This window comes from Cupriavidus oxalaticus (genome assembly GCF_004768545.1).
GTDB lineage: Bacteria > Pseudomonadota > Gammaproteobacteria > Burkholderiales > Burkholderiaceae > Cupriavidus > Cupriavidus oxalaticus_A.
The window spans coordinates 794,433-814,869 of record NZ_CP038634.1; the positions used below are offsets into that span (position 1 = coordinate 794,433).

12 protein-coding genes are annotated in these 20,437 nt (G+C 70.6%); 9 read left to right on the top strand and 3 right to left on the bottom strand.

Annotated features, from left to right (window positions below; all coding sequences use genetic code 11):
* Window positions 1-2: 2 nt before the first annotated feature.
* Genes E0W60_RS03420 through E0W60_RS03440 form a run of 5 tightly spaced genes read left to right on the top strand, consistent with a single transcriptional unit; the run spans window position 3 to window position 10,770 of the window.
* Window positions 3-1,751 carry a hypothetical protein gene (locus E0W60_RS03420; RefSeq protein WP_135703032.1) on the top strand — a complete coding sequence of 583 codons (1,749 nt, stop codon included), beginning with the start codon at window positions 3-5 and terminating at the stop codon, window positions 1,749-1,751.
* 4 nt (window positions 1,752-1,755) lie between these two features.
* The gene (locus tag E0W60_RS03425; RefSeq protein ID WP_135703033.1) at window positions 1,756-3,891 is read left to right on the top strand and encodes an ATP-binding protein; all 2,136 of its coding nucleotides are present in this window, start codon (window positions 1,756-1,758) and stop codon (window positions 3,889-3,891) included.
* An 11-nt stretch (window positions 3,892-3,902) separates the two neighbouring features.
* On the top strand, window positions 3,903-7,487 hold the full coding sequence (locus E0W60_RS03430) for a DUF4157 domain-containing protein (protein ID WP_135703034.1): 3,585 nt from the start codon (window positions 3,903-3,905) through the stop codon (window positions 7,485-7,487).
* Window positions 7,484-10,309 carry a DUF4157 domain-containing protein gene (locus tag E0W60_RS03435; protein WP_135703035.1) on the top strand — a complete coding sequence of 942 codons (2,826 nt, stop codon included), beginning with the start codon at window positions 7,484-7,486 and terminating at the stop codon, window positions 10,307-10,309. Before E0W60_RS03430 ends, E0W60_RS03435 begins: the two co-directional genes overlap by 4 nt.
* Complete coding sequence (locus E0W60_RS03440) at window positions 10,306-10,770, top strand: hypothetical protein (protein WP_133095701.1); 465 nt, start codon at window positions 10,306-10,308, stop codon at window positions 10,768-10,770. The genes E0W60_RS03435 and E0W60_RS03440 overlap by 4 nt, the downstream gene beginning before the upstream one ends.
* A 47-nt stretch (window positions 10,771-10,817) precedes the next feature.
* On the opposite strand, the gene E0W60_RS03445 is transcribed toward E0W60_RS03440, so the two are convergent.
* Window positions 10,818-11,861 (bottom strand): sigma-54 interaction domain-containing protein, encoded by a 1,044-nt coding sequence (locus E0W60_RS03445; protein ID WP_240745821.1) that lies wholly within the window; start codon window positions 11,859-11,861, stop codon window positions 10,818-10,820.
* A gap of 304 nt (window positions 11,862-12,165) precedes the next feature.
* Here E0W60_RS03445 and E0W60_RS03450 point away from each other — a divergent pair, with 304 nt between their 5' ends.
* From E0W60_RS03450 to E0W60_RS03465, 4 genes are all read left to right on the top strand, one after another.
* A complete protein-coding gene (locus E0W60_RS03450; RefSeq protein ID WP_135703036.1) occupies window positions 12,166-14,652 on the top strand; it encodes a GcvT family protein in 2,487 nt (828 codons plus the stop codon).
* Between the two features lie 249 nt (window positions 14,653-14,901).
* Entirely contained in the window at window positions 14,902-16,422 is a 1,521-nt protein-coding gene (adh, locus tag E0W60_RS03455; protein ID WP_135703037.1) for an aldehyde dehydrogenase, read from the top strand.
* Window positions 16,423-16,537: 115 nt separating this feature from the next.
* Window positions 16,538-17,566 (top strand): alcohol dehydrogenase AdhP, encoded by a 1,029-nt coding sequence (gene adhP, locus E0W60_RS03460; RefSeq protein ID WP_135703038.1) that lies wholly within the window; start codon window positions 16,538-16,540, stop codon window positions 17,564-17,566.
* A gap of 14 nt (window positions 17,567-17,580) precedes the next feature.
* Window positions 17,581-17,976: a DUF779 domain-containing protein gene (locus tag E0W60_RS03465; protein ID WP_133095704.1), complete on the top strand. Its 396-nt coding sequence runs from the start codon at window positions 17,581-17,583 to the stop codon at window positions 17,974-17,976.
* Window positions 17,977-17,982: 6 nt separating this feature from the next.
* On the opposite strand, the gene E0W60_RS03470 is transcribed toward E0W60_RS03465, so the two are convergent.
* Together E0W60_RS03470 and E0W60_RS03475 are read right to left on the bottom strand one after the other, a co-directional pair.
* On the bottom strand, window positions 17,983-19,944 hold the full coding sequence (locus E0W60_RS03470) for a sigma-54-dependent Fis family transcriptional regulator (protein ID WP_135703039.1): 1,962 nt from the start codon (window positions 19,942-19,944) through the stop codon (window positions 17,983-17,985).
* Between the two features lie 179 nt (window positions 19,945-20,123).
* The gene (locus E0W60_RS03475; protein ID WP_133095706.1) at window positions 20,124-20,366 is read right to left on the bottom strand and encodes a hypothetical protein; all 243 of its coding nucleotides are present in this window, start codon (window positions 20,364-20,366) and stop codon (window positions 20,124-20,126) included.
* Window positions 20,367-20,437: the final 71 nt, after the last annotated feature.

A 20,437-nucleotide genomic window follows, 5' to 3' on the forward strand; every position in this document is an offset into this window, starting at 1 on the left:
CCATGGCCCACCTGCGCATCCGCCAGTGGCACAACGCATATGCGGTGCCTGCCGCGCACCCCGCGCCGGCCGCGCTCGGCCACCAGCTCGACGCGCTGGCGCCGCAGCTGGCGCAGGCGCTGGCGGATCAGCTCGACGCACTCGGGCTGGATGACGACGCCGTGGTGCTGCTGCCGCGGCTGGAGATCGCCTGCGAGATCGATACCGCGTGCCCCGCCGGGCAGATCGTGCGGCACTGGTCGCGCCAGCTGGCGCTGGCCTTTGCGCGCGCGCTGGCGGATCCAGCCGGCGACGCCATCAGGATGCCCTCGCGCGCGGCTTACCATGCGCGCTTTATCGAACGGCTGCTGCGCGGCGACGGCTGGGACAGCTGGCTCTTCCACCGCTTCGCCGGCCTGCGCATGCTGCCGGCGGGCGCGGCCATCCGCACCCTGCTGACGGAAGACGCCGCCACGGGACGCGCCACGCTGGCGCTGCTGGACAGGGCAAGCTGGCCCATGCTGCTGGCGGCGCTGGGCGAGCGCGAGGCGGTGCGCATCCTGTCCCGCTGGCACGAACAGGAGAGCGAGGCCACCGACGTGGGCCCGTTGGAGCCTGCCGCCAGCGCATGGCGGCAGGCGTCGCCCGGCCGCGTCGCGCCCGCGCTGCTGGCACTGTGGCTGCTCGCGCATGGCGGCGCGGCGCAGCCGGCTGGCATCGGCGCGCTGTGCTGGCTGGCGGCGTTGCTGTCGATGCCTGAGGACATGCCTGCCACCGTGCTGGCGCGTCTTGCCGCGCACGGCGTCATCGATGGCAAACCTGCCTGCGCCACGGATCCCGACTGGCTGGTGCTGCTCGCCACCACGCCGCAGCCTGTGCGTGCGGCAATGGCATCGCTGGCGGCACAGGCCAGGCAGGTGCAGCAAGAGCGCGCGCCATCCACACCCGATGCCGCTGCGGAACCGCTTGACGCGCCATTCGGCGGCCTCGCGTGGCTGCTGCCTGCCCTGCATGACCTGTTCGACGGCGGCTGGGCCAGCGCACTGCCCGCGCCGCCGGCCGGGGCCGGCAGCGCGCGCGACGTTGCCGCGCTGCTGGCGCTGGCGATCGCCGCCGGCCATCGTGGCGAACGGGCGTGGCGCGACCCGTTCTGGCGCACCTTCCTGCAGGTGGCGCCAGCCTTTTCACTGCCAGCGCTGCACGACTGGCTGGCCGCCACGGACGCCGAAGCGCCGGCCCTGGCACTCGCCGCCTCGTTGCGCCGCTGTGCCTTCACCGGCGTCGCGCGGCTGCGGGTGCCAGCCGGCGCGATCCGCACCGAGGTATGGATCGAACCCGGCAGCGCCTGCCGCCTGCATGCCACGACGCCACCGGCTGGCCTGGCCGAGTCCGCGCCGCTGCCGCTCGCCATGCGGCTGCGCCTGACACGGTTGCTGCGCCAGGATCTTGCGCTGCTGGGTGCCAGCCCGGTGCTGGCGGCGCTGCCGCCGGCCTGGCGGGACATCTTCGCCACGCTGGCGCAGGCCGCGCTGCGGCGCATCGCCTTCCGCATTCCGGGCGCGGCCTGTTGCACCTTGCCGTACCTGTTCGCCAACGTGCTCGATACACGCGGCGAGGCCCACCGCGGCGGTGCCGGCGCCGCAACCGGGACCGCCTGGACCCTCTCGCTGCGGCGCCCGCCGCTGCACGTGCTGCTGAGCCTGAACGGCATGGCGCGGCTGCGCGTGGCCTGGCCGGGCCGGCGCGAGCTGAGCCTGCACTGCACGGAGTGAACGCATGCGCCGCGATCTCGACCCGCTCATCGCCGGTGGCCGGCAAGCACCGATGCCGGCGCCATGGCCGCAGGCGCATCCCTTCGGCAACGAACGGCTGTGGCTGGACTGCCTGGTCGAGCGCGAGATCCTGCGCCTGCGCGCACGCTACGAACTGTCGCTCGACGAACTGCGCGGCCTCTACATCTCCGACCGCCAGGTCGATGCGCTGCTGCGCCAGCAGGCCGGGCAGCTCGGCCAACCCGATGCCGATCCCGCCGGCGCGCTGACGCGCCAGGCCGCGCAGTGGCGCGAGCATTTCAACGCGGGCTCGCCGCTGGCGCTGCTGGGCGAGCGGCTGGCGCTGGCGCCGGACGATCTGGAGTTGCTGTTCGTGGTGCTCGCGCCTGAACTCGACCTGCGCTACGAAACGCTCTACGCCTACCTGAACAACGACATCGCGCGCAAGGTCGCCACCGTCGACATGGTGTGCCGGCTGCTCGGCGCCGACGTGGTCCCGCATGACGCCGCCGCGCTGCGCGGCCGCGTCCGCGCGCTGGCCGCGGCCGGCATCCTGGTGCTGGCCGACAGTGACGAACAACGCAGCACGCTCGGGCAAAGCCTGGCGCTGGCGCCGCCGGTCGCGCAATTCCTGCTCGGCATCCCGCCCGCCGCGCAGGAGACGGCAGACGCGGACGAACCCTGGCTGGAAGCCGTAGCCGACGCCGTCGGCGCGCCAACCGCCTGCAGCGAGTTGATCGCCTGCCGCAGCGACGACCCCGAACGCCAGGCCGGCTGGGCGCGCCGCCTGCTGGCCCGCCGCGGCCGCCACGCGCTGCACCTGGCGCCGCACGCCCTGCTGGCCGGCACATCGCCGCTGCTGGCCGCCCGGCTCGCGCACGCCGCGCTGGTGCTGCATGATGCCGCCGGCACCAGCCGCGACGCCGCCGCGGACGAACGCCTGGCCGCCGCGCTGCGGCGCACGCTCGACGGCGGCCTCGACGTGCTGTGGCTGGTGCCGCCGAACTGGCGCCCCCTGCCCGCGCTGTCGCGCCTGCCGCTGACCACCTTCACGCTGCCGGCCGCCACCGGCGCCGAGCGCGCACGGGAATGGGCCGATGCCATCCGCGACGCCCGGCTGGCCGATGCGGGACAGCCGGCCGCGAGCCTGGCCGACACGCTCGCCGCCCGCTTCTCGCTGTCCGGCACCCGCATCCGGCAGGCGGTGCGCGCCGCGCAGGCATTGTGGGCGGCCGACCCGGCCATCGCCAGCGGCCACGAGGCCCTCGACCGCGCCGCGCGCCAGCTCGCCGCGCAGGGGCTGGCACAGGTGGCCGAGCTGGCCACGCGCCCGCACCGCTGGCCGCAACTGGTGCTGCCCGCCACCACGCTGCAGCTGCTGCATGAAATCGGCGCCGCCATCGCCTGCCGCGAGCAGGTGTTCCGCGACTGGAACATGCAGGGCCGCACCGGCCGCAGCGCGGGACTGATGCTGCTGTTCGCCGGCGCCTCCGGCACCGGCAAGACCATGGCCGCCTCGGTGCTGGCCAACCACGCCGGGCTGGACCTGTTCCGCGTCGACCTGGCCAGCGTGGTGTCGAAGTACATCGGCGAGACCGAGAAAAACCTGGAGCGCATCTTCAGCGCGGCGCAGGATGCCGACGCGATCCTGCTGTTCGACGAGGCCGACGCCCTGCTCGGCAAGCGCGCCGAGGTCAGGGACGCGCACGACCGCTACGCCAATATCGAGGTGGCCTACCTGCTGCAGCGCATGGAAACGCACGACGGCGTGGTGATCCTGGCCAGCAACCTGCCCAAGAACCTCGACCCTGCCTTTGCGCGGCGCATGCACTACACGGTGGAGTTCGGCCGCCCCAACGCAGTGTTGCGCGAGCAGCTCTGGCGCGGCATGTTCCCGGCCGAGGTGCCGCTGGCGGGCGATATTGACTATGCCTTTATCGCCGAGCAGTTCGAGCTGACCGGCGGGGACATCCAGGCCATTGCGCTGGAAGCCGCGTTCCTGGCGGCCGGCGAAGGCAGTGCGGTGGGCATGGCGCAGCTGATGCGGGCGCTGTCGCGGCGGCAGACCAAGCATGGCGACGCGGGCACGGCAGCGCGTTTTCGCGCGCACCAGGACGCCGCCGAACACAGGCGTGCCTGACGGCGGTAGCCATGAAGACACGCGACAGCCGCAAGGCCGCGCCGCATCCCGACGCCAGCCGGACCAGGCAGCCGGACGGTAGCGCAGGTGCGGGCAAGGGTGCAGGCCATCACGGCCCGGCCCCGCTGGCGGTGCTCGGCAACCAGGCAGTGCAACACTTGCTGGCCCCGCCGCCAGTCAGCGCCACCGTCAGCGCGACCGCCATCCCCGCAGCCAGCGCGGCCCGGCCGGATGACGGGCTCGAGGCCGCCGCGGCACAGGCATCAACGGTATCCGGCCAGTCGCTGCCTGCAGCGATGCGCAATGCCGCCGAGGGAACGCTGGGACTGTCGCTCGGCCATGTCCGCCTGCATCACGGCAGCGCCGCCGCCGAACTGACGGCGGGCAGCCGCGCGGATGCGCTGACCTGGCGCAATCACGTCTTTGTCCGGCCCGAACAGTGGGCACCGGATACCCAGGCCGGCCGCGCCCTGCTCGGGCACGAGCTGGTGCATGTCGCGCAAAACCAGGCGTTCGGCCCTGGGCGCCTGCGCAGCCTGAGCCGCCACGACGATGCCGCCGAACGCGAGGCGCATGCGCTGGGCCCGCGCGTCCTGGACGGTGCGCGCGGCGCGGCGCGCCCGGCCAGCGGTCAGGTCGCCGCCATCGGCCGGCAGGAGACCAGCACGCCGGACACGCCGTCCAGCATGCCGCCGCCAGCATTCTGCTCATCCGACGACGCAAGCGGGGGGACGGTCGCCACGTCCTCGTCCTCGTCATCGTCATCGACCTCGCCGGCATCCTCCGCGGTCCCGTCGGCGCCTGCCGCGTTCGATCCGGCCAATGCCGATGTGCGCACGCTGACCAATGCCGACCTGATCGCTCGCGATCTGGAGGCGTCCACGTTCCTCGCGCAAGCCACCGCCACCAGCCCGCGAACCGCCGGCTGGCAACGGCTGCAGCGCGCGATCGCGGCGGAGCGGACACGGCGCATCGCGCGCGGCTTTGTGTTCCTGGCTGAACGGACCGACACCACGCCTGCGGCGCTCTACCAGATGCGCGGCAGCGCGGCGCCCGGCATCATCGAGATTGTCACTACCAACGCCGCGGCGGCGATGGGGGCTGCGGATGTCACGCTGGGCGGCGCAATCATGACGCAGCGGCAAGTGCGCGCCTACGTGGCGACCCTGGGCTACCGCACCATCAGCGGTCCGCAGGCTGACGGGATGATCGCCAACCGCGCCGACCTGATCCAGCGCGCGATCGCCGCCGAGCGGCAACGTGGCCTGTCGCTGCCGACGCAGGGCGGGATCGGCCGTACGCCGTTTCTCGACTACCGCCTGGCAGGGGGGTTTCATCCCTATGGCCCGGGCACGGCCCCGGGACAGCTGCCGCTGGGCCTGGCCGACGCCAATTTCCGCGGGCGCATCGGCGAGATCGGCATGGGCAGCGACTGGCGCACCGGCTGGGGCACCGGCCTGCAGGACCTGAACCGCGTATCCTGGGTCGATGTGACCGGCCGCACGCAGACCGGCAACTTCCCCGTGGTGGATTTCGGTCCGGGCGAGGGACGGGTACCGCGCATCCTGGATATCCAGCCGATCTCCGTGACCACCAGCGGTGCCGCGGACTACGACACGCGGCAGCAGCAATACACCATGAAGATCGAGGCGCTGCTGGACGTGGCAGGCCGGCGCGCGACCTCGCCCGCCAGCACGGACCTGGTGCTGCGCCACCTTCAGCAGGCGAGCGGCGATGCCACGCTGGCGCCCGGCACGGCCGCGTACCAGCAGGCGCAGGCGCGCTTCCTGTCTGACACCATGTTTGCCGTGCCCGACGCCGACCTGGCCAGCCTGCGCAGCGCCATTGCCAACCCCAACGCCGCGCCGCCCGGGGGGGCCAACCGGATGATCGCGCGCCCCGGCGGCTTGCGCGCGCTGTACACCGACGCGCTGCGCGCTGCGCCGGTCCGGCTCACGCTGCGCGATGGCAGCACGGTGATGTGCAGCAGCCTGGCTGAACTGGCGGCACGCGCGCCGGCGGCATCCGGCTTTAGCGTGGCGGGATCAAGCCTGTCCTACCCGCCGAACCAGCGTATCTCCACCGCCGAGTTCAACCGGGCAATGGCCGAGCTGGGCCGCACCGCCGCCAGCCGCATCGTGCCGATCGGCAGCGCGCCGGCCATGGCTGCCGCCGCGGACGCGGCACGCCCGCCCCCCGTCGGCCCCACCATTGCCACGCCGACTCGCATCCTGGAGATCGACAGCCACGATCTTGGCTACATCGGCGAGCGCATCGGCCAGGGCCTGGCGGACGCGCGCACGGCCGGCGCGCCAGGCAGCGGCGGCGCCCGCTGGACCACCGCGGCGCAAGCCGACCCGGTGCTTTCGGCCGTGCGTGCCATGACCGGCAATCCGTCCCTGCAGCGCGGCACGCCGGAATTCGACGCGGCGCGCCAGCAGGTCCTCGGCAACGCCCTGCTGGCGATCAATGCCGACGATGTGCGCGCCTTCCAGGCGACGCTGCACAGCGACGCGGCCTGGGACGGCCGGCTGCGCACCAGCTTCGGCGCCGCCATGGCGGACAGTCCCGTCACCGTCACGACCGCTTCCGGCCCGCGCACGTTCCACTCCCCCGCGGAACTGGACGCGGCGCGCGCGTCCATGACGCCGGAGCAGTACAACCAGGCGCGCGCGCAGGCGCAGGGCCTGGTCGCCGGCCGCGTCACCGGCAGCGGCGTGACCACCGCCCAGCTCAACCGGCTGGAGGGATTCCGCGACGTCGCAACCGTGGCGCTGGGCGACCAGGCCGGCACGGTGCTGCAGCCGGATGTGCTGTCCCACGTCCGGCTCGGCTCTGCCCGGGCTACCGCCGAGAGCTTTGGCCGGGGCGGCCTCGGCGGCATGATCGTCGGTGTGGTGACCACCGCCGGCACGATCTACGTCGACACCCAGGAACACCCTGACTGGGCGCAGGAACTGGCGCTGGCCGGCGGCCGCGATTTTGCGCTGTCGGGCACCCAGTCGGCACTGGAGAGCCGGCTGACGTACTACATGGCACAGCGCGCCATCGCCACTGGCGCACCGCTGAGCGGGCTGGCCCGCTTTGGCGCGCGCGCCGGGCCTACTGCGCTGTTCTCGGGCGGCATCGAGATCTACAACATCAGCCAGGAACAGCGCCCGCATAGCGGGCTCGAGGTCACCACGCGGGTCGGCCGCGCGGTGGGCATCGCCATCGTCTCGATGGAAATCGGGGCGGCGGCAGGCTCTGTCGTGCCGGGCGCCGGCACCGCGGCCGGTGCGGTGGTGGGCTTCATCGTCGGCGCGATTGCGGGCGGCGTCTCCGCCTACATCCTCGACCAGGTGGTGCCGGGCAGCGCGGAATCCTGGAATGCCGACGCCGCGGCCGCCGAGGCGCGCCGCGCACGGGAAGCCGAAGCGCTGCGGCAAGCCATGGCGCCGCGCGTGGTCGCCACCATCGGCGAAACCACCACGCTCGAGCCGATGATGTCATCGTCGGAGATCTCCACGGAAGAGCAGCAGGCCATCGCCCGCTGGGTCACGCTGCTGACCATGGCGCGGCGCGAGCCTCCGCCCGCGGCCGGGAGCGGGCCATGAGCCCGACCTCACGCAAGCCGCCCGCGCCGGTCCGTGACGCCGACTGCCCCGATGCGCCTGCCAGGGGAAGCGGCCGCGCGCACGGGGGGCGCGAGCCGCAACGGCAAGCGGGGAATCTGGCGATGCAGGCGCTTTGCGCGCGCGGTGCGATCCGTGCCAAGCCGGTGCTTGGCGTCGCGTCCGACACCGCCGAGCTGCAGGCCGACCAGATGGCCGAAGCCGCCGTCAGCGGCGCGCAGCCTGTCCCCGCAGGCTGTACCTGCACATCGGGCGAGCCCCCCTGTTCCGCGTGCCAGGCCAGCGCCGGCGCCACCTTGCGGCGCAAGCCGCGCGGCCGGGACTGGCTGGCCGAGACCCCGGACCTCGCGCCGGGTCCCGGGCGTGCGCTGGATGACGGCACGCGCCGCTTCTTCGAGAGCCGCTACCAGGCAGACTTGTCGGCAGTGCGCGTTCATGACACTGCGCAGGCGGCCGCCAGCGCTGCACGGCTGGATGCGCACGCGTTCGCCATCGGCTCGAGCATCGTCTTTGGTGCCGGCGAGTACCAGCCACACACCAGCGCAGGCAAACGGCTGATCGGGCACGAACTGGCCCATGTACTGCAGGACGACGCGCAAGCCGGGCCCACGCTGCGGCGCGATCCCCTGTCTTCATCCACATCGTCCGCATCCACCGGTTCCGCGTCCTCCCTGCTAAGCCTGGCCCCCGCCGACGACGCGTCCCAGGTCTGCAGGGGCGAGGAGCCGGCCGAGCCGCAGATGTGCATGGCGGCGCCGGATCCTGCCAACCCGACCGTCCTAGACCTCACCGGCTCGCTGGACGAGCGTGTCGCGTCGTTCAAGGAGCTCGTAAAGACCACGGCAATCCACCGGCTGCTGTCGAACAAACGCAATCTCGGCATGTGGGCAGTCCTGGTCGAGGACATGATCCCCAGCGAGGACATCGCCGCGCTGGGCATGACGCAATCCGGCGCGTCGCGGCCCTACTTCGAGCTTCAGGACATGCGCGACCCGCAGATGCGGGAGCTGCGCGCGCGGCAGGCCTTTGGCCAGTTCCGCGCCTGCACCGGTTGCCATCTGGAAACCCAGATCTCCGCGTCGCGCACCGAACGCGAGGCACTGAGCCCCTATGGCTGGGCCACGCCCAACGAAATGCGCGCCGGTATCCGCCCGCCTTCGCGCTTCGAAACACTGGCCCGCTTCAGCAGCCCGCCGGACCTGGCCGGGCCTTATGGGCTTGCGCCGGCGGCGCATCCGGCCATGGAACTCGCGCGGCCGGGCCTGTACCGGCCGCCGGCCGGCACTGCCGAAGCCGAGCTGCACCAGCTGTTCCCCGATCCCGAGGCAACCCGGCAGGCGCTGGCACGGGTCGGGCCGGTCATCGGCGCGCTTGGACCATCGGGCTACAAGGTGCTGCCCGAAGGGATGCTCAACACGTTGCGCACCGGCACCGCGCAGGATATCCGCGGGCAGATCCTGTCGGCGATCACCACGCGCAAGGGCAACTACGACGAACTGATGGCCAAGATCCGGGCCAACGAAGTTGGCTATGAGCACTTCGGCCCGGTCATCAGAAGCCTGTTGCCTCTCGCCGACGAGACGGTCCGTACCGCCATCCAGGACGAGATGGACAGCAACGCGTTCTGGGACAAGGTTGAATCCGTGGTGGTCGCGGCGCTGTCGGCGCTGGCATTGCTGCTGACCATCTTCCCGCCCACCTCCGCCGCGGGCATTGCGTTCTTTGCCGCGCTGGAGATCTCGCTTGGCTACTACAGCGTGCAAAAGGGCCAGGAAGCCATGCGCATTGGTTCCGCCTACCGGCTGGGTATCGGCGCACACGATGTCTTCACGCCTGAGCAGCAGCAGGCTGGCGACGCGATGGTGCTCAACGGCTTCGTCAGCGTGGCCACCGGTTACCTGGGCATGTTCAGCGGTGCCCTGCGCGCCGGCACCGCCATGCCGCGCGCGGCGCCGCTGACACAGGGTGGACTGGCGCTGTCGGGCCGTGGCGCCACCGCCGCACGCACCCTCGAACACGGCGAGTATGTCATCACCATCGGCGAGGACGGCGCCATGTTCGTGACCGTTGCCTCGCGTCCGGACCTGGTGATCATGGTGCGGGGAGAAACCGCAACCTTGTACCAACTGCTCGAAGGCGGCGGCATGCGGGTGGCCGCCAGTGCCACCGTGCCATCGCGCGGCGCCGGCAGTGCGCCGTTGATGCTGGAGGCCGGCAGCGGCACCGGGGCGGCAAGCACGGCGCTGGTCCCGGTGGGCCCGCAAGCGCTGGTGCCGTTCTCGCCCACGGCGCCGGGGTCGACGCTGGCGCCGCTGTCGACGGGCAGCCAGCCGGCGCGTGTGCTGATCACGCCGCCGCCGCGCGAGCCGCTGATGCTCGGGCCGGGCAATGCCACCACGTACACCTGGGACGAAATCAGCCGCATGCGCCAGCCCATGCTGTGGCAAGAGCGCGAGACATACCTGCAGCAAGTGTACGGCGCGCCGGGACAACAGCACTTCCCGGTGCCGAATACCGGCGGGCGCTACGTGGACGTACCCGTGCCGCAGGCCGGCGGCGGCGTGCTGGCGGGCGAGGCAAAATCGTACACGCGCTGGATCGGCGTGCCCGGACAGCGCGGCGGGATTCCGAACCAGGTCGAACTCACCGACCGCATCCGCGAACAGATCCAGCGCGATGTCTGGCTGCGCAACAACGTCCCGGGCTATGATCCACGCTGGATGTTCACCGACGCCCCGCCCTCTGCAGCGTTGCGGCAGGCGCTGCGGGACGAGGGCATCGTCTTTATCGAGTACAGCTTTTGACCGAGCCCGCCCAACCCCTCCCTTCGCTGGCCGCCCGCCGCGCCTGGCTGGACACGCTCAAGGCGCGCCAGCGCGACATGCTGGACGAACTCGCGCAGGTCGCCGGCATCGTGCCCCACAGCGCCCTGTCGGACGACCCGCAGGGCCAGTTCGCGCGGCTCGCGGCCTTTGTCGATCGCACCGACCTGCAGGCGGCGACGGACGACGCGCGCACCTGGCTGCTGAACCGGCTCGGCCTTTACCTGGCGCACTACGTGATGGCCCGCCACGGCGGCCAGCTCACGGTGCAGGACAATCCGCAGCAGCGCTTCTATCTTGCCTTTGTGGTCACCGGCATGGACGCGCCGGTGCCGGCCGGGGCCAGGCTTGACCCGTTCGCGCTCGCATACGACGCGATCCACGCACTGCCGCGCATCCCGCTCGGCACGCTGCTTGCCACCGCCGAACACGAGCTGGCCTGAATCGGCCCCCTGAATCGGCCCGTATCGCAAGCGCGCCTGCAAGCCGGCTAGGAGAACTCGGCCCGATCGATGCCGTGCTTCTTCAGCAACCTTCCGAAGACCCGTCGCTCCTTGCCCGCCTCACGCGCCGCCGCTGACACGTTGCCGTGGCTGCGCGCCAGCGCCGAGCGCAGGTAGGCCGCCTCGAATGCCGCCAGGGCCTGGTCGCGCGCCTCCTTGAATGGCTGCATGCCGGGCGCAGCCTCGCTGGCCAGGTCGACCGTGCAGGGCGTCGCCGGGCAGCCTTCGGCATGCACCACGCGCCCGTCGCACGACAGCAGGCAGCGCTGCACGAAGTTCTCCAGCTCACGCACGTTGCCCCGCCACGGCTGTGCCAGCATCCACGCCAGCGAGGCCTGGTCGAACCGGCAGCCGGGCCAGCCATAGCGGGCACAGAAGCGCGACGCAAACAGCTCGACCAGCGGCGGGATGTCTTCAGGGCGCTCCCTCAGGCTGGGCATGCGCACGTTGGCCACGTTGAGCCGATAGAGCAGGTCTTCGCGGAACCAGCCATCCTGGGCGCCCTGCTTCAGCTCGCGGTTGGTGGCGGCGACGATGCGCACGTCGGCCTTGCGGCTGTGCGGGGCACCCAGCGGCCGGTAGCGGAAGTCCTGCAGGAAGCGCAGCAGCGACGCCTGGCTGCGCAGGGACAGCGCATGGATTTCGTCGAAGAAGAGCGTGCCCCCTTCTGCCTGCGCGACCAGGCCGGCGGCATCGCGGCGCGCATCGGTATAGGCGCCGCGCACGTGGCCGAAGAGTTCGCCTTCGAACAGCGTTTCGGGCAACGCGCCGCAATCCACGGGGACGAAGGGCCGGTCGCGGCGCCCGCCGCGATAGTGCAGGCTGCGCGCCACCAGCTCCTTGCCGGTGCCGGTCTCGCCCAGGATCAGCACGGGCACGTCGACGCGGGCCAGCCGGGCCACCACCGCCATCGCCTCCCGGAACACCTGGCTGGATCCCAGCAACCCGCCGGGGTCCTCGCCGTCCGGCATGACGCCGTCCTCCCCTGCCTGCGCGATGCCGGCAGGCGCGAATTCTTGCTTCGGAGACATCTTTCCCTCCCCCGGCGCCGGCAGCGCAGCGACAAGCATCGCGCGTCACGGGCCCAAATGCCTCACCCGGCGCCTTTGTGCAGGGCAGCAGCAAGCGGCGGGATGGCTACACACTAGCCCATGGCGGCCGAAACGCAATTAAGTTTGCCGCAGATCAGCTTTCACACGGCATTTGCAGCTTGTATTCAAGGATTTAGGCGTTTCGCAGGGCGACGCGAAAGCGCATTTTTGTTGCATTTTGTGTTGTTTATTGGCATGCTGTGGAATAACATCAAGCCTCGATCCGCGCCCCTCGAGTCCCGCCATGCCTATCCCCCTCCCCGCCCAAACCCGCGTCGTCATCATCGGCGGCGGCATCATCGGCTGCAGCGTCGCCTACCACCTGACGAAGCTGGGCTGGAAGGATGTGGTGCTGCTCGAGCAGGGCCAGCTGTCGTGCGGCACCACCTGGCACGCCGCCGGGCTGGTCGGCCAGCTGCGCTCGCAGGAAAGCATGACGAAGCTGATCCGCTACTCCACGCAGCTCTACAGCGAACTGGAAGCGGAAACCGGCCTCGGCACCGGCTGGAAACAATGCGGCTCTCTGTCCGTGGCGCGCACCGCCGAGCGCATGACGCAGCTGCGCCGCACCGCGGCGGTGGCGCGCGCCTATGGCGTGGCGTGCGAGGTCATCTCCCCTTCGCAGGCCGGCGAGCTGTGGCCGGCGATGCGTACCGACGACCTGCGCGGCGCGGTCTGGCTGCCCGGCGACGGCAAGGCCAATCCCACCGACCTGACGCAGGCGCTGGCGCGCGGCGCGCGCAGCCGCGCCGCCATCATCGCGCAGGACACGAAGATCACCGCGATCCATAGCGCCGACGGCCGCGCCACCGGCGTCAGCTGGCGCAACAAGAACGGGGACGAGGGGCGGCTGCAGGCCGAGATCGTGGTCAACTGCGCCGGCCAGTGGGCGCGGCAGGTAGGCCTGATGTGCGGCGTGACCGTGCCGCTGCATTCGGCCGAGCACTACTACATCGTCACCGAGCGCATCGCCGGCGTGCACCCCGACCTGCCGGTGATGCGCGACCCGGACGGCTTCATCTACTTCAAGGAGGAAGTCGGCGGGCTGGTGATGGGCGGCTTCGAGCCTGACGCCAAGCCTTGGGGCATGCAGGGCATTCCCGAGCCGTTCGAGTTCCAGCTGCTGCCCGACGACTGGGACCAGTTCCAGGTCCTGATGGAAAACGCGCTGGTGCGCGTGCCCGCGCTCGAAACGGCGCAGGTCAAGCAGTTCTACAACGGCCCGGAATCCTTCACGCCGGACAACAACTTCATCCTCGGCGAGGCGCCGGAGCTGCGCAATTTCTACGTCGGCGCGGGCTTCAACTCGATGGGCATCGCCTCCGCCGGCGGCGCCGGCATGGCGCTGGCGGAATGGATCGTGGCGGGCGAACCCACCATGGACCTGTGGCCCGTCGATATCCGCCGCTTCGCCGGCTTCAACGGCAACCAGAACTGGCTGCACGACCGCGTCAAGGAAACGCTCGGCCTGCACTACGCGATGCCGTGGCCGAACCGTGAGCTGGAGACCGCGCGCCCGTTCCGCCGCTCGCCGCTGTACGCGCACCTGCGCGATGCCGGCGCGAGTTTCGGCAGCAAGATGGGCTGGGAGCGGCCCAACTTCTTCGCGCCGCCGGGCGCATCGCCGCGGATCGAATATGCCTTCGGCCGGCAGAACTGGCTGCCGTGGAGCGGTGCCGAGCACCGTGCCTGCCGCGAAGGCGTGGCGCTGTTCGACATGAGCTCGTTCTCCAAGTACCTGGTCAAGGGTGCCGATGCCGAAGCGGTGCTGCAGTACGTGATGAGCAACGACGTGGCGGTGCCGCCGGGGCAGGCCGTCTATACCGCGATGCTCAACCAACGCGGCACCTATGAGTCCGACCTGACCGTGACGCGGCTGGCACACGACCAGTACCTGGTGGTGACCGGGTCGGCGCAGGCCACGCGCGACTTCAGCTATATCGAGCGGCTGATCCCCTCCGAGAAGCGCTGCGTGATCGTCGACATCACCGGCCAGTACGCGGTGCTGGCGGTGATGGGGCCACGCTCGCGCGAGCTGCTGCGGAAGGTGTCGCGCGCGGACTTCTCCAACGAAGGCTTTCCCTTCGGCAGTTCGCGCGAGATCGATCTCGGCTATGCCTCCGTGCGCGCGACCCGCCTGACCTACGTGGGCGAGCTGGGCTGGGAACTGTACGTGCCGGTGGAATTCGCCGTGGGCGTCTACGAGACCCTGCACGAAGCCGGGCGCACCCTCGGGCTCATCAATGCCGGCTACTACGCGATTGAATCGCTGCGGCTGGAAAAGGGCTACCGCGCCTGGGGCCGCGAGCTGTCGCCGTCGGTCAACCCGTTCGAGGCGGGACTGTCGTTCGCCTGCAAGCTGGCCAGCGGCATCGACTTCCGCGGCCGGCAAGCCCTGCTGCAACTGCGGCAGGCGGGCGCGCCCACGCGGCGCATGGTGGTCGTGACGATGGATGGCGCGAGCGACGCCATGCTGTGGGGCGCAGAGGCCGTGCTGCGCACCGGCCCCGACGGCAGCGTGCGCGCAGTGGGATCGCTCAGTTCTGCCGCATTCGGCCACACGCTGGGCTGCCCGGTCGGCATGGCCTTGCTGGCGCGCGAGGATGGGCCGGCCGATGCGGCGTGGCTTGAAGCCGGCACGTACCACGTCGACCTGGCCGGCGAACTGCTGCCCGCACGCGTACACCTGCGCGCGCCCTACGATCCGGCATCCGCGCGCCCGAAGGCTTGAACAGGGCCGGGGGAACAAGGGCGACCTGCTGCGACGAGAATAGGTGTTCCAATCTGGAACAACCGCTGTCACGCGCTGGCACACCGCCGCCGGCGCGTGACACATTCCTGGCTCATTTCCGCGGATATTCCTCCCAATTCCCCCGCGTTTCCGTCTTATCGCGCCCCGGCACACCTCTTGCGATCTGCTCCCGTGCGCACGGTCCCACGCCGTGACGACACGACACAAATCCTTCGAACGGAGCGAGACATGAACATGGCGGAAATCGCCCAGCTGGGCGTCAGCAACCCCTACAAGCAGCAGTACGAGAACTACATCGGCGGCCAGTGGGTGCCGCCCGCCGGCGGCGAGTACTTCGAGTCGGTCACGCCGATCACCGGCAAGCCGTTCACGCGCGTGCCGCGCTCCAACCAGCAGGACGTCGATGCCGCGCTCGACGCCGCGCACGCCGCCAAGGCCGCATGGGCACGCACCTCAACCACCGAGCGCGCCAACATCCTGAACCGCATCGCCGACCGCATCGAGGCCAACCTGACGCTGCTGGCGGTGGCCGAGACCATCGACAACGGCAAGCCCGTGCGCGAGACCACCGCCGCCGACCTGCCGCTGGCGGTCGACCACTTCCGCTACTTTGCCGGCTGCATCCGCTCGCAGGAAGGCGGCATCTCCGAGATCGACGGCGACACTATCGCCTACCACTTCCATGAGCCGCTGGGCGTGGTCGGCCAGATCATCCCGTGGAACTTCCCGCTGCTGATGGCCACCTGGAAGCTGGCGCCGGCGCTGGCCGCCGGCAACTGCGTGGTGCTCAAGCCGGCCGAGCAGACGCCCGCGTCGATCCTGGTGCTGATGGAGGTGATCGGCGACCTGCTGCCGCCGGGCGTGGTCAACGTGATCAACGGCTTCGGGCTGGAGGCGGGCAAGCCGCTGGCGTCGAGCCCGCGCATCAGCAAGGTGGCCTTCACCGGCGAAACCACCACCGGCCGGCTGATCATGCAATACGCGTCGCAGAACCTCATCCCGGTGACGCTGGAGCTGGGCGGCAAGTCGCCCAACATCTTCTTCGAAGACGTGCTGGCCGCCGACGACGCTTACTTCGACAAGGCGCTCGAAGGCTTTGCCATGTTCGCGCTGAACCAGGGCGAGGTCTGCACCTGCCCGTCGCGCGCGCTGATCCAGGAATCGATCTACGAGCGCTTCATGGAACGCGCGCTCAAGCGCGTGGCGGCGATCCGCCAGGGCCATCCTCTCGACAAGGGCACCATGATCGGTGCGCAGGCATCGGCGGAACAGCTCGAGAAGATCCTGTCGTACATCGACCTGGGCCGCAAGGAAGGCGCGCAGTGCCTGGCGGGCGGAGAGCGCAATGCGCTGGACGGCGACCTGGCGGGTGGCTACTACGTCAAGCCGACCGTGTTCGCGGGGCACAACAAGATGCGCATCTTCCAGGAAGAGATCTTCGGGCCGGTGGTGTCGGTCACTACCTTCAAGGATGAGGAAGAGGCGCTCGCCATCGCCAACGACACGCTCTACGGCCTCGGCGCCGGCGTGTGGACGCGTGACGGCGCGCGCGCATTCCGCATGGGCCGCGGCATCCAGGCGGGCCGCGTGTGGACCAACTGCTACCACGCTTATCCCGCGCATGCCGCATTCGGGGGATACAAGCAGTCCGGCATCGGCCGCGAGAACCATCGCATGATGCTTGACCACTACCAGCAGACCAAGAACCTGCTGGTCAGCTACAGCCCCAACGCACTCGGGTTTTTCTGACGACGCTCAAGGCATGGCGCAATGGCCGCCTATTGCGGCCCTGCCCGTGCCATGATCCGGTTGTGCCCCGCGGACGCGGGGCCATCCCGGACAAGGAGTCATTGAAGGAGTCGAGATGCCTGCAACCATGAAAGCTGCCGTGGTGCGCGAATTCGGCGCGCCGCTCACGATCGACGAAGTTCCTGTTCCCCAACCCGGCCCCGGCCAGATCCAGGTAAAGATCGAGGCCTCCGGTGTCTGCCATACCGACCTGCACGCCGCCGACGGCGACTGGCCGGTCAAACCCACCCTGCCCTTTATCCCCGGCCACGAAGGCGTCGGCTACGTTTCCGCCGTGGGCAGCGGCGTGACCCGCGTGAAAGAAGGCGACCGCGTCGGCGTGCCCTGGCTCTACAGCGCCTGCGGCTATTGCGAACACTGCCTGCAAGGCTGGGAAACGCTGTGCGAGAAGCAGCAGAACACCGGCTATTCCGTCAACGGCGGCTACGGCGAATATGTCGTCGCCAATCCCAACTACGTGGGCCTGCTGCCCGACAAGGTCGGCTTTGTAGAGATTGCGCCGATCCTGTGCGCGGGCGTGACGGTCTACAAGGGTCTGAAGGTGACCGATACGCGGCCGGGCCAGTGGGTGGTGATTTCCGGCATCGGCGGCCTCGGCCACGTGGCCGTGCAGTACGCGCGTGCCATGGGTCTGCGCGTGGCCGCGGTCGATATCGATGACGGCAAGCTCGCGCTGGCGCGCAAGCTCGGCGCAGAAGCCACCGTCAACGCACGCACCACCGATCCCGCCGCGTGGCTGCAGAAGGAAATCGGCGGCGCGCATGGCGTGCTGGTCACCGCGGTGTCGCCGATTGCATTTTCGCAGGCGATCGGCATGGTGCGCCGCGGCGGCACCATCGCGCTCAACGGGCTGCCGCCGGGCGAGTTCGGCACGCCGATCTTCGACGTGGTGCTCAAGGGCATCACCATCCGCGGCTCGATCGTCGGCACGCGCAGCGACCTGCAGGAATCGCTGGACTTTGCCGCGCATGGCGACGTGAAGGCGACGGTGTCCACCGCGAAGCTCGACGACATCAACAATGTGTTCGGGCGCCTGCGCGACGGCAAGATCGAAGGCCGGGTCGTGCTGGACTTCAACGCCTGACGAGGAGTGGGGTCATGCCGGCTTCCGCATCTGCCGTCCCGTCCGTCGCCCGCGTGGTGGCAACGCCCGCCGCGCTGGCGCTGATCGCGCAGCTGGCCGCGCGGCATGGCCCGCTGATGTTCCACCAGTCCGGCGGCTGCTGCGACGGCAGCGCGCCGATGTGCTACCCCGACGGCGAGCTGCTGGTCGGCCCGGCCGATGTCCGGCTGGGCGAGATCGGCGGCGCGCCGTTCTACATGACGCGCGCGCAGTTCGAGTACTGGCAGCACACGCGGCTGGTGATCGACGTGGTGCCGGGCGCGGGCGGGATGTTTTCGCTGGAGGGGCGGACGGGTCAGCGGTTCCTGACGCGGTCGGAGTTGTTCAGCGATGAAGAGGCGGCGTGGCTGGCGGCGCAGCCGGCTCCGTGATGCGTCTCAGGTATCGCCCAGGTCTTTCAAGCGCCTGTAGATCGTGTTGCGCGACACACCCAGTTCGCGCGCAGCGTGGCTGACATTGCCCTTGTGCCGTGCCAGCGCCTCGCGGATGACCCCGACCTCCCAGCCACGCAAGTCGCGACCATGGCTTTCACGTGAGGCAGGTGCTGCCGCGGCGGTCGCGGACGGCGCCCCTTCCACCGGCCCGCCGCACTCCTGCTCAAACCCCTCCGGCAGGTGCTCGCACCCGATCTCCGCCTCGCCCTCGGCCAGTATCGCCGCCGTGCGCAACACATTGGCGAGCTGCCGGATATTCCCCGGCCACGGATGGCTGCGCAGCGACGCCAGCACCTGCGCGCTGACCTGGACCGGTGATCCGGGCCCGGCCTCTTCCCGCTGCCGTTGCAGGATCCGCTCCACCAGCACCGGCAGGTCGCTGCGCTCGCACAGCGCCGGCAGCGTCACCACCAGTGCATTGATGCGGTAATACAGGTCTTCGCGGAAGGTGCCGTCGGCGATCATGGCGCGCAGGTCGCGGTGGGTGGCGCAGACCACGCGCACATCGACCGGCACCGCGTGCGACGCGCCCAGCGGCGTCACCGCGCGCTCCTGCAGCACGCGCATCAGCCGCACCTGCTGCGCCAGCGGCATGTCGCCGATTTCATCGAGGAACAGCGTGCCGCCATGCGCCTGCGCCAGCTTGCCGGCGCAGCCGCGGCGGCGCGCGCCGGTGAAGGCGCCTTCTTCATAGCCGAACAGCTCGGCTTCGATCAGCGTTTCGGGGATGGCCGCGCAATTGACGGCGACAAAGGGACCCCTGGCGCGCGGCGAAGCGGCGTGGATGGCGCGTGCGAGCCACTCCTTGCCCGCGCCGGTGCGGCCCTGGACCAGGATCGGGATATCGCGGCCGCTGACCTTGCGCACGCGGCGCAATACGGCCGCCACGGCGGCGTCGCCGGTGTCGAGCGCGGCCAGCGCGGGCGGCAGCGGCTCGTCCGGCAGCGGCTGGCGCACGCTGACCGGCACGGCGCGGTATTCGATGCGCGCGAACACCTGCACGCGGCTGGGCAGCGTCAGCACGTGCAGCGTTCCGGCCGCGCGCGCCTGCATCGCCATGCGCACCGGCTGGCCGAACAGCTCGGCAAAGCCTGACAGCGCCAGCGCGTGCGGCGCCAGCCCGAGCTGGAACAGCCCGCTGCGGTTGGCGGCCAGGAAGGCGCCGTCGGGCGTGAATGCCGCCATGCCCTCGAACAGCGTGCCGACGAATTCCGGCCGCGCATGGAAGCGCACCAGCACGGCTTCGGGGAAATGGTTGGCGAACAGGTGGTTCTCGATCATCTGCGCCGACATCCGCACCAGCGCCATGGTGTGGCGATGGAAGCCGCGGTGGTCGCCGCTGACGTCGAGCGCGCCCAGGATCTCGCCGGTGGGGCCGGCAATCGGCGCGCACGAGCAGGTGAGCTGGTGGTTGGCCTGCAGGAAGTGCTCGCCGGCGTGGACGATGGTGGGGCGCGCCTCGGCCAGCGCGGTGCCGATGGCGTTGGTGCCCTTGCTGGGTTCTGACCATGACACGCCCGGCGCCAGCGCCACGCGGCGGGCGCGTGCGACGAAATCGCCGTCGCCCAGGCTGTGCAGGATCACGCCGCTGCTGTCGGTCAGCAGCACCATGCTGTCGGTGTTGGCGATCTGCGCGTGCAGGGTTTCCATCACCGGCAGCGCGTGGCGGTACAGGTCGCGGCTGGCGTCGACCAGCTCTCCCAGGGCGCGTGCGGCAAGGGCCTCGTAGCCCGGCGCGTGGCCGGCATCGAGCCCGAAGCCGGCCGAGCGCGCATGCGCGCGCGCGATCAGCGCGGCGCGATCGGTATCATCCGGATTTGCGCCTGCTTCGGCGCCGTGGCGCTGGACGCCGGAAAGCGCTAGGTCTGCGGCGGGATCTGCAGCGGGATGGGCGGCACGGTGCATGACGGCGGGTCTCCAGTGGCGGCTGGCGGCTCGCGTGGCGGCCGCTGCCTTGCCGTCCCCTTGCACACATCGTGCAGGCCGCGCAGGCGGACGCTGCGGCAGGCCGGGCGGCTGTTGTCCGGCAACCTTATCACAGCGGACTGGCCGTGTACGGGATCCGCGCCGCCCAGGGCGCCGGGTCAGCGTTTTTCGTCGAGCAGGTCGTTCAGGATCTCGTCGAACGCCGCCTGGGCGTCTTCCAGCGCCTGCAGCGCCGCATCGAAGGTCTGCAGCGCGAGCTTGGATGGCTTGCCGCTGCCTTGCGGCGGATAGTGACCCTGCAGCGCGGTGAATGCCACCTGTACCTGGCGCGTGGCCGCGACCACGCGCTCCATGGCCTGCGCCTCTTCGGCGCGGAACTGCTCGTCTTTCTGCTCGCTCATGTGGTTTGCTCCCTGGGCGCGCCGTCGGCCGGGATGCCGGTGGGGGTGGGCGCGCGTGTGCGTGTATGAGG

Coding starts and splice junctions, on each gene's coding strand:
- E0W60_RS03420 (WP_135703032.1), top strand. CDS start 3: ATGGCCCACCTGCGCATCCGCCAGTGGCACAACGCATATGCGGTGCCT.
- E0W60_RS03425 (WP_135703033.1), top strand. CDS start 1,756: ATGCGCCGCGATCTCGACCCGCTCATCGCCGGTGGCCGGCAAGCACCG.
- E0W60_RS03430 (WP_135703034.1), top strand. CDS start 3,903: ATGAAGACACGCGACAGCCGCAAGGCCGCGCCGCATCCCGACGCCAGC.
- E0W60_RS03435 (WP_135703035.1), top strand. CDS start 7,484: ATGAGCCCGACCTCACGCAAGCCGCCCGCGCCGGTCCGTGACGCCGAC.
- E0W60_RS03445 (WP_240745821.1), bottom strand. CDS start 11,861: ATGTCTCCGAAGCAAGAATTCGCGCCTGCCGGCATCGCGCAGGCAGGG.
- E0W60_RS03450 (WP_135703036.1), top strand. CDS start 12,166: ATGCCTATCCCCCTCCCCGCCCAAACCCGCGTCGTCATCATCGGCGGC.
- adh (WP_135703037.1), top strand. CDS start 14,902: ATGAACATGGCGGAAATCGCCCAGCTGGGCGTCAGCAACCCCTACAAG.
- adhP (WP_135703038.1), top strand. CDS start 16,538: ATGCCTGCAACCATGAAAGCTGCCGTGGTGCGCGAATTCGGCGCGCCG.
- E0W60_RS03465 (WP_133095704.1), top strand. CDS start 17,581: ATGCCGGCTTCCGCATCTGCCGTCCCGTCCGTCGCCCGCGTGGTGGCA.
- E0W60_RS03470 (WP_135703039.1), bottom strand. CDS start 19,944: ATGCACCGTGCCGCCCATCCCGCTGCAGATCCCGCCGCAGACCTAGCG.
- E0W60_RS03475 (WP_133095706.1), bottom strand. CDS start 20,366: ATGAGCGAGCAGAAAGACGAGCAGTTCCGCGCCGAAGAGGCGCAGGCC.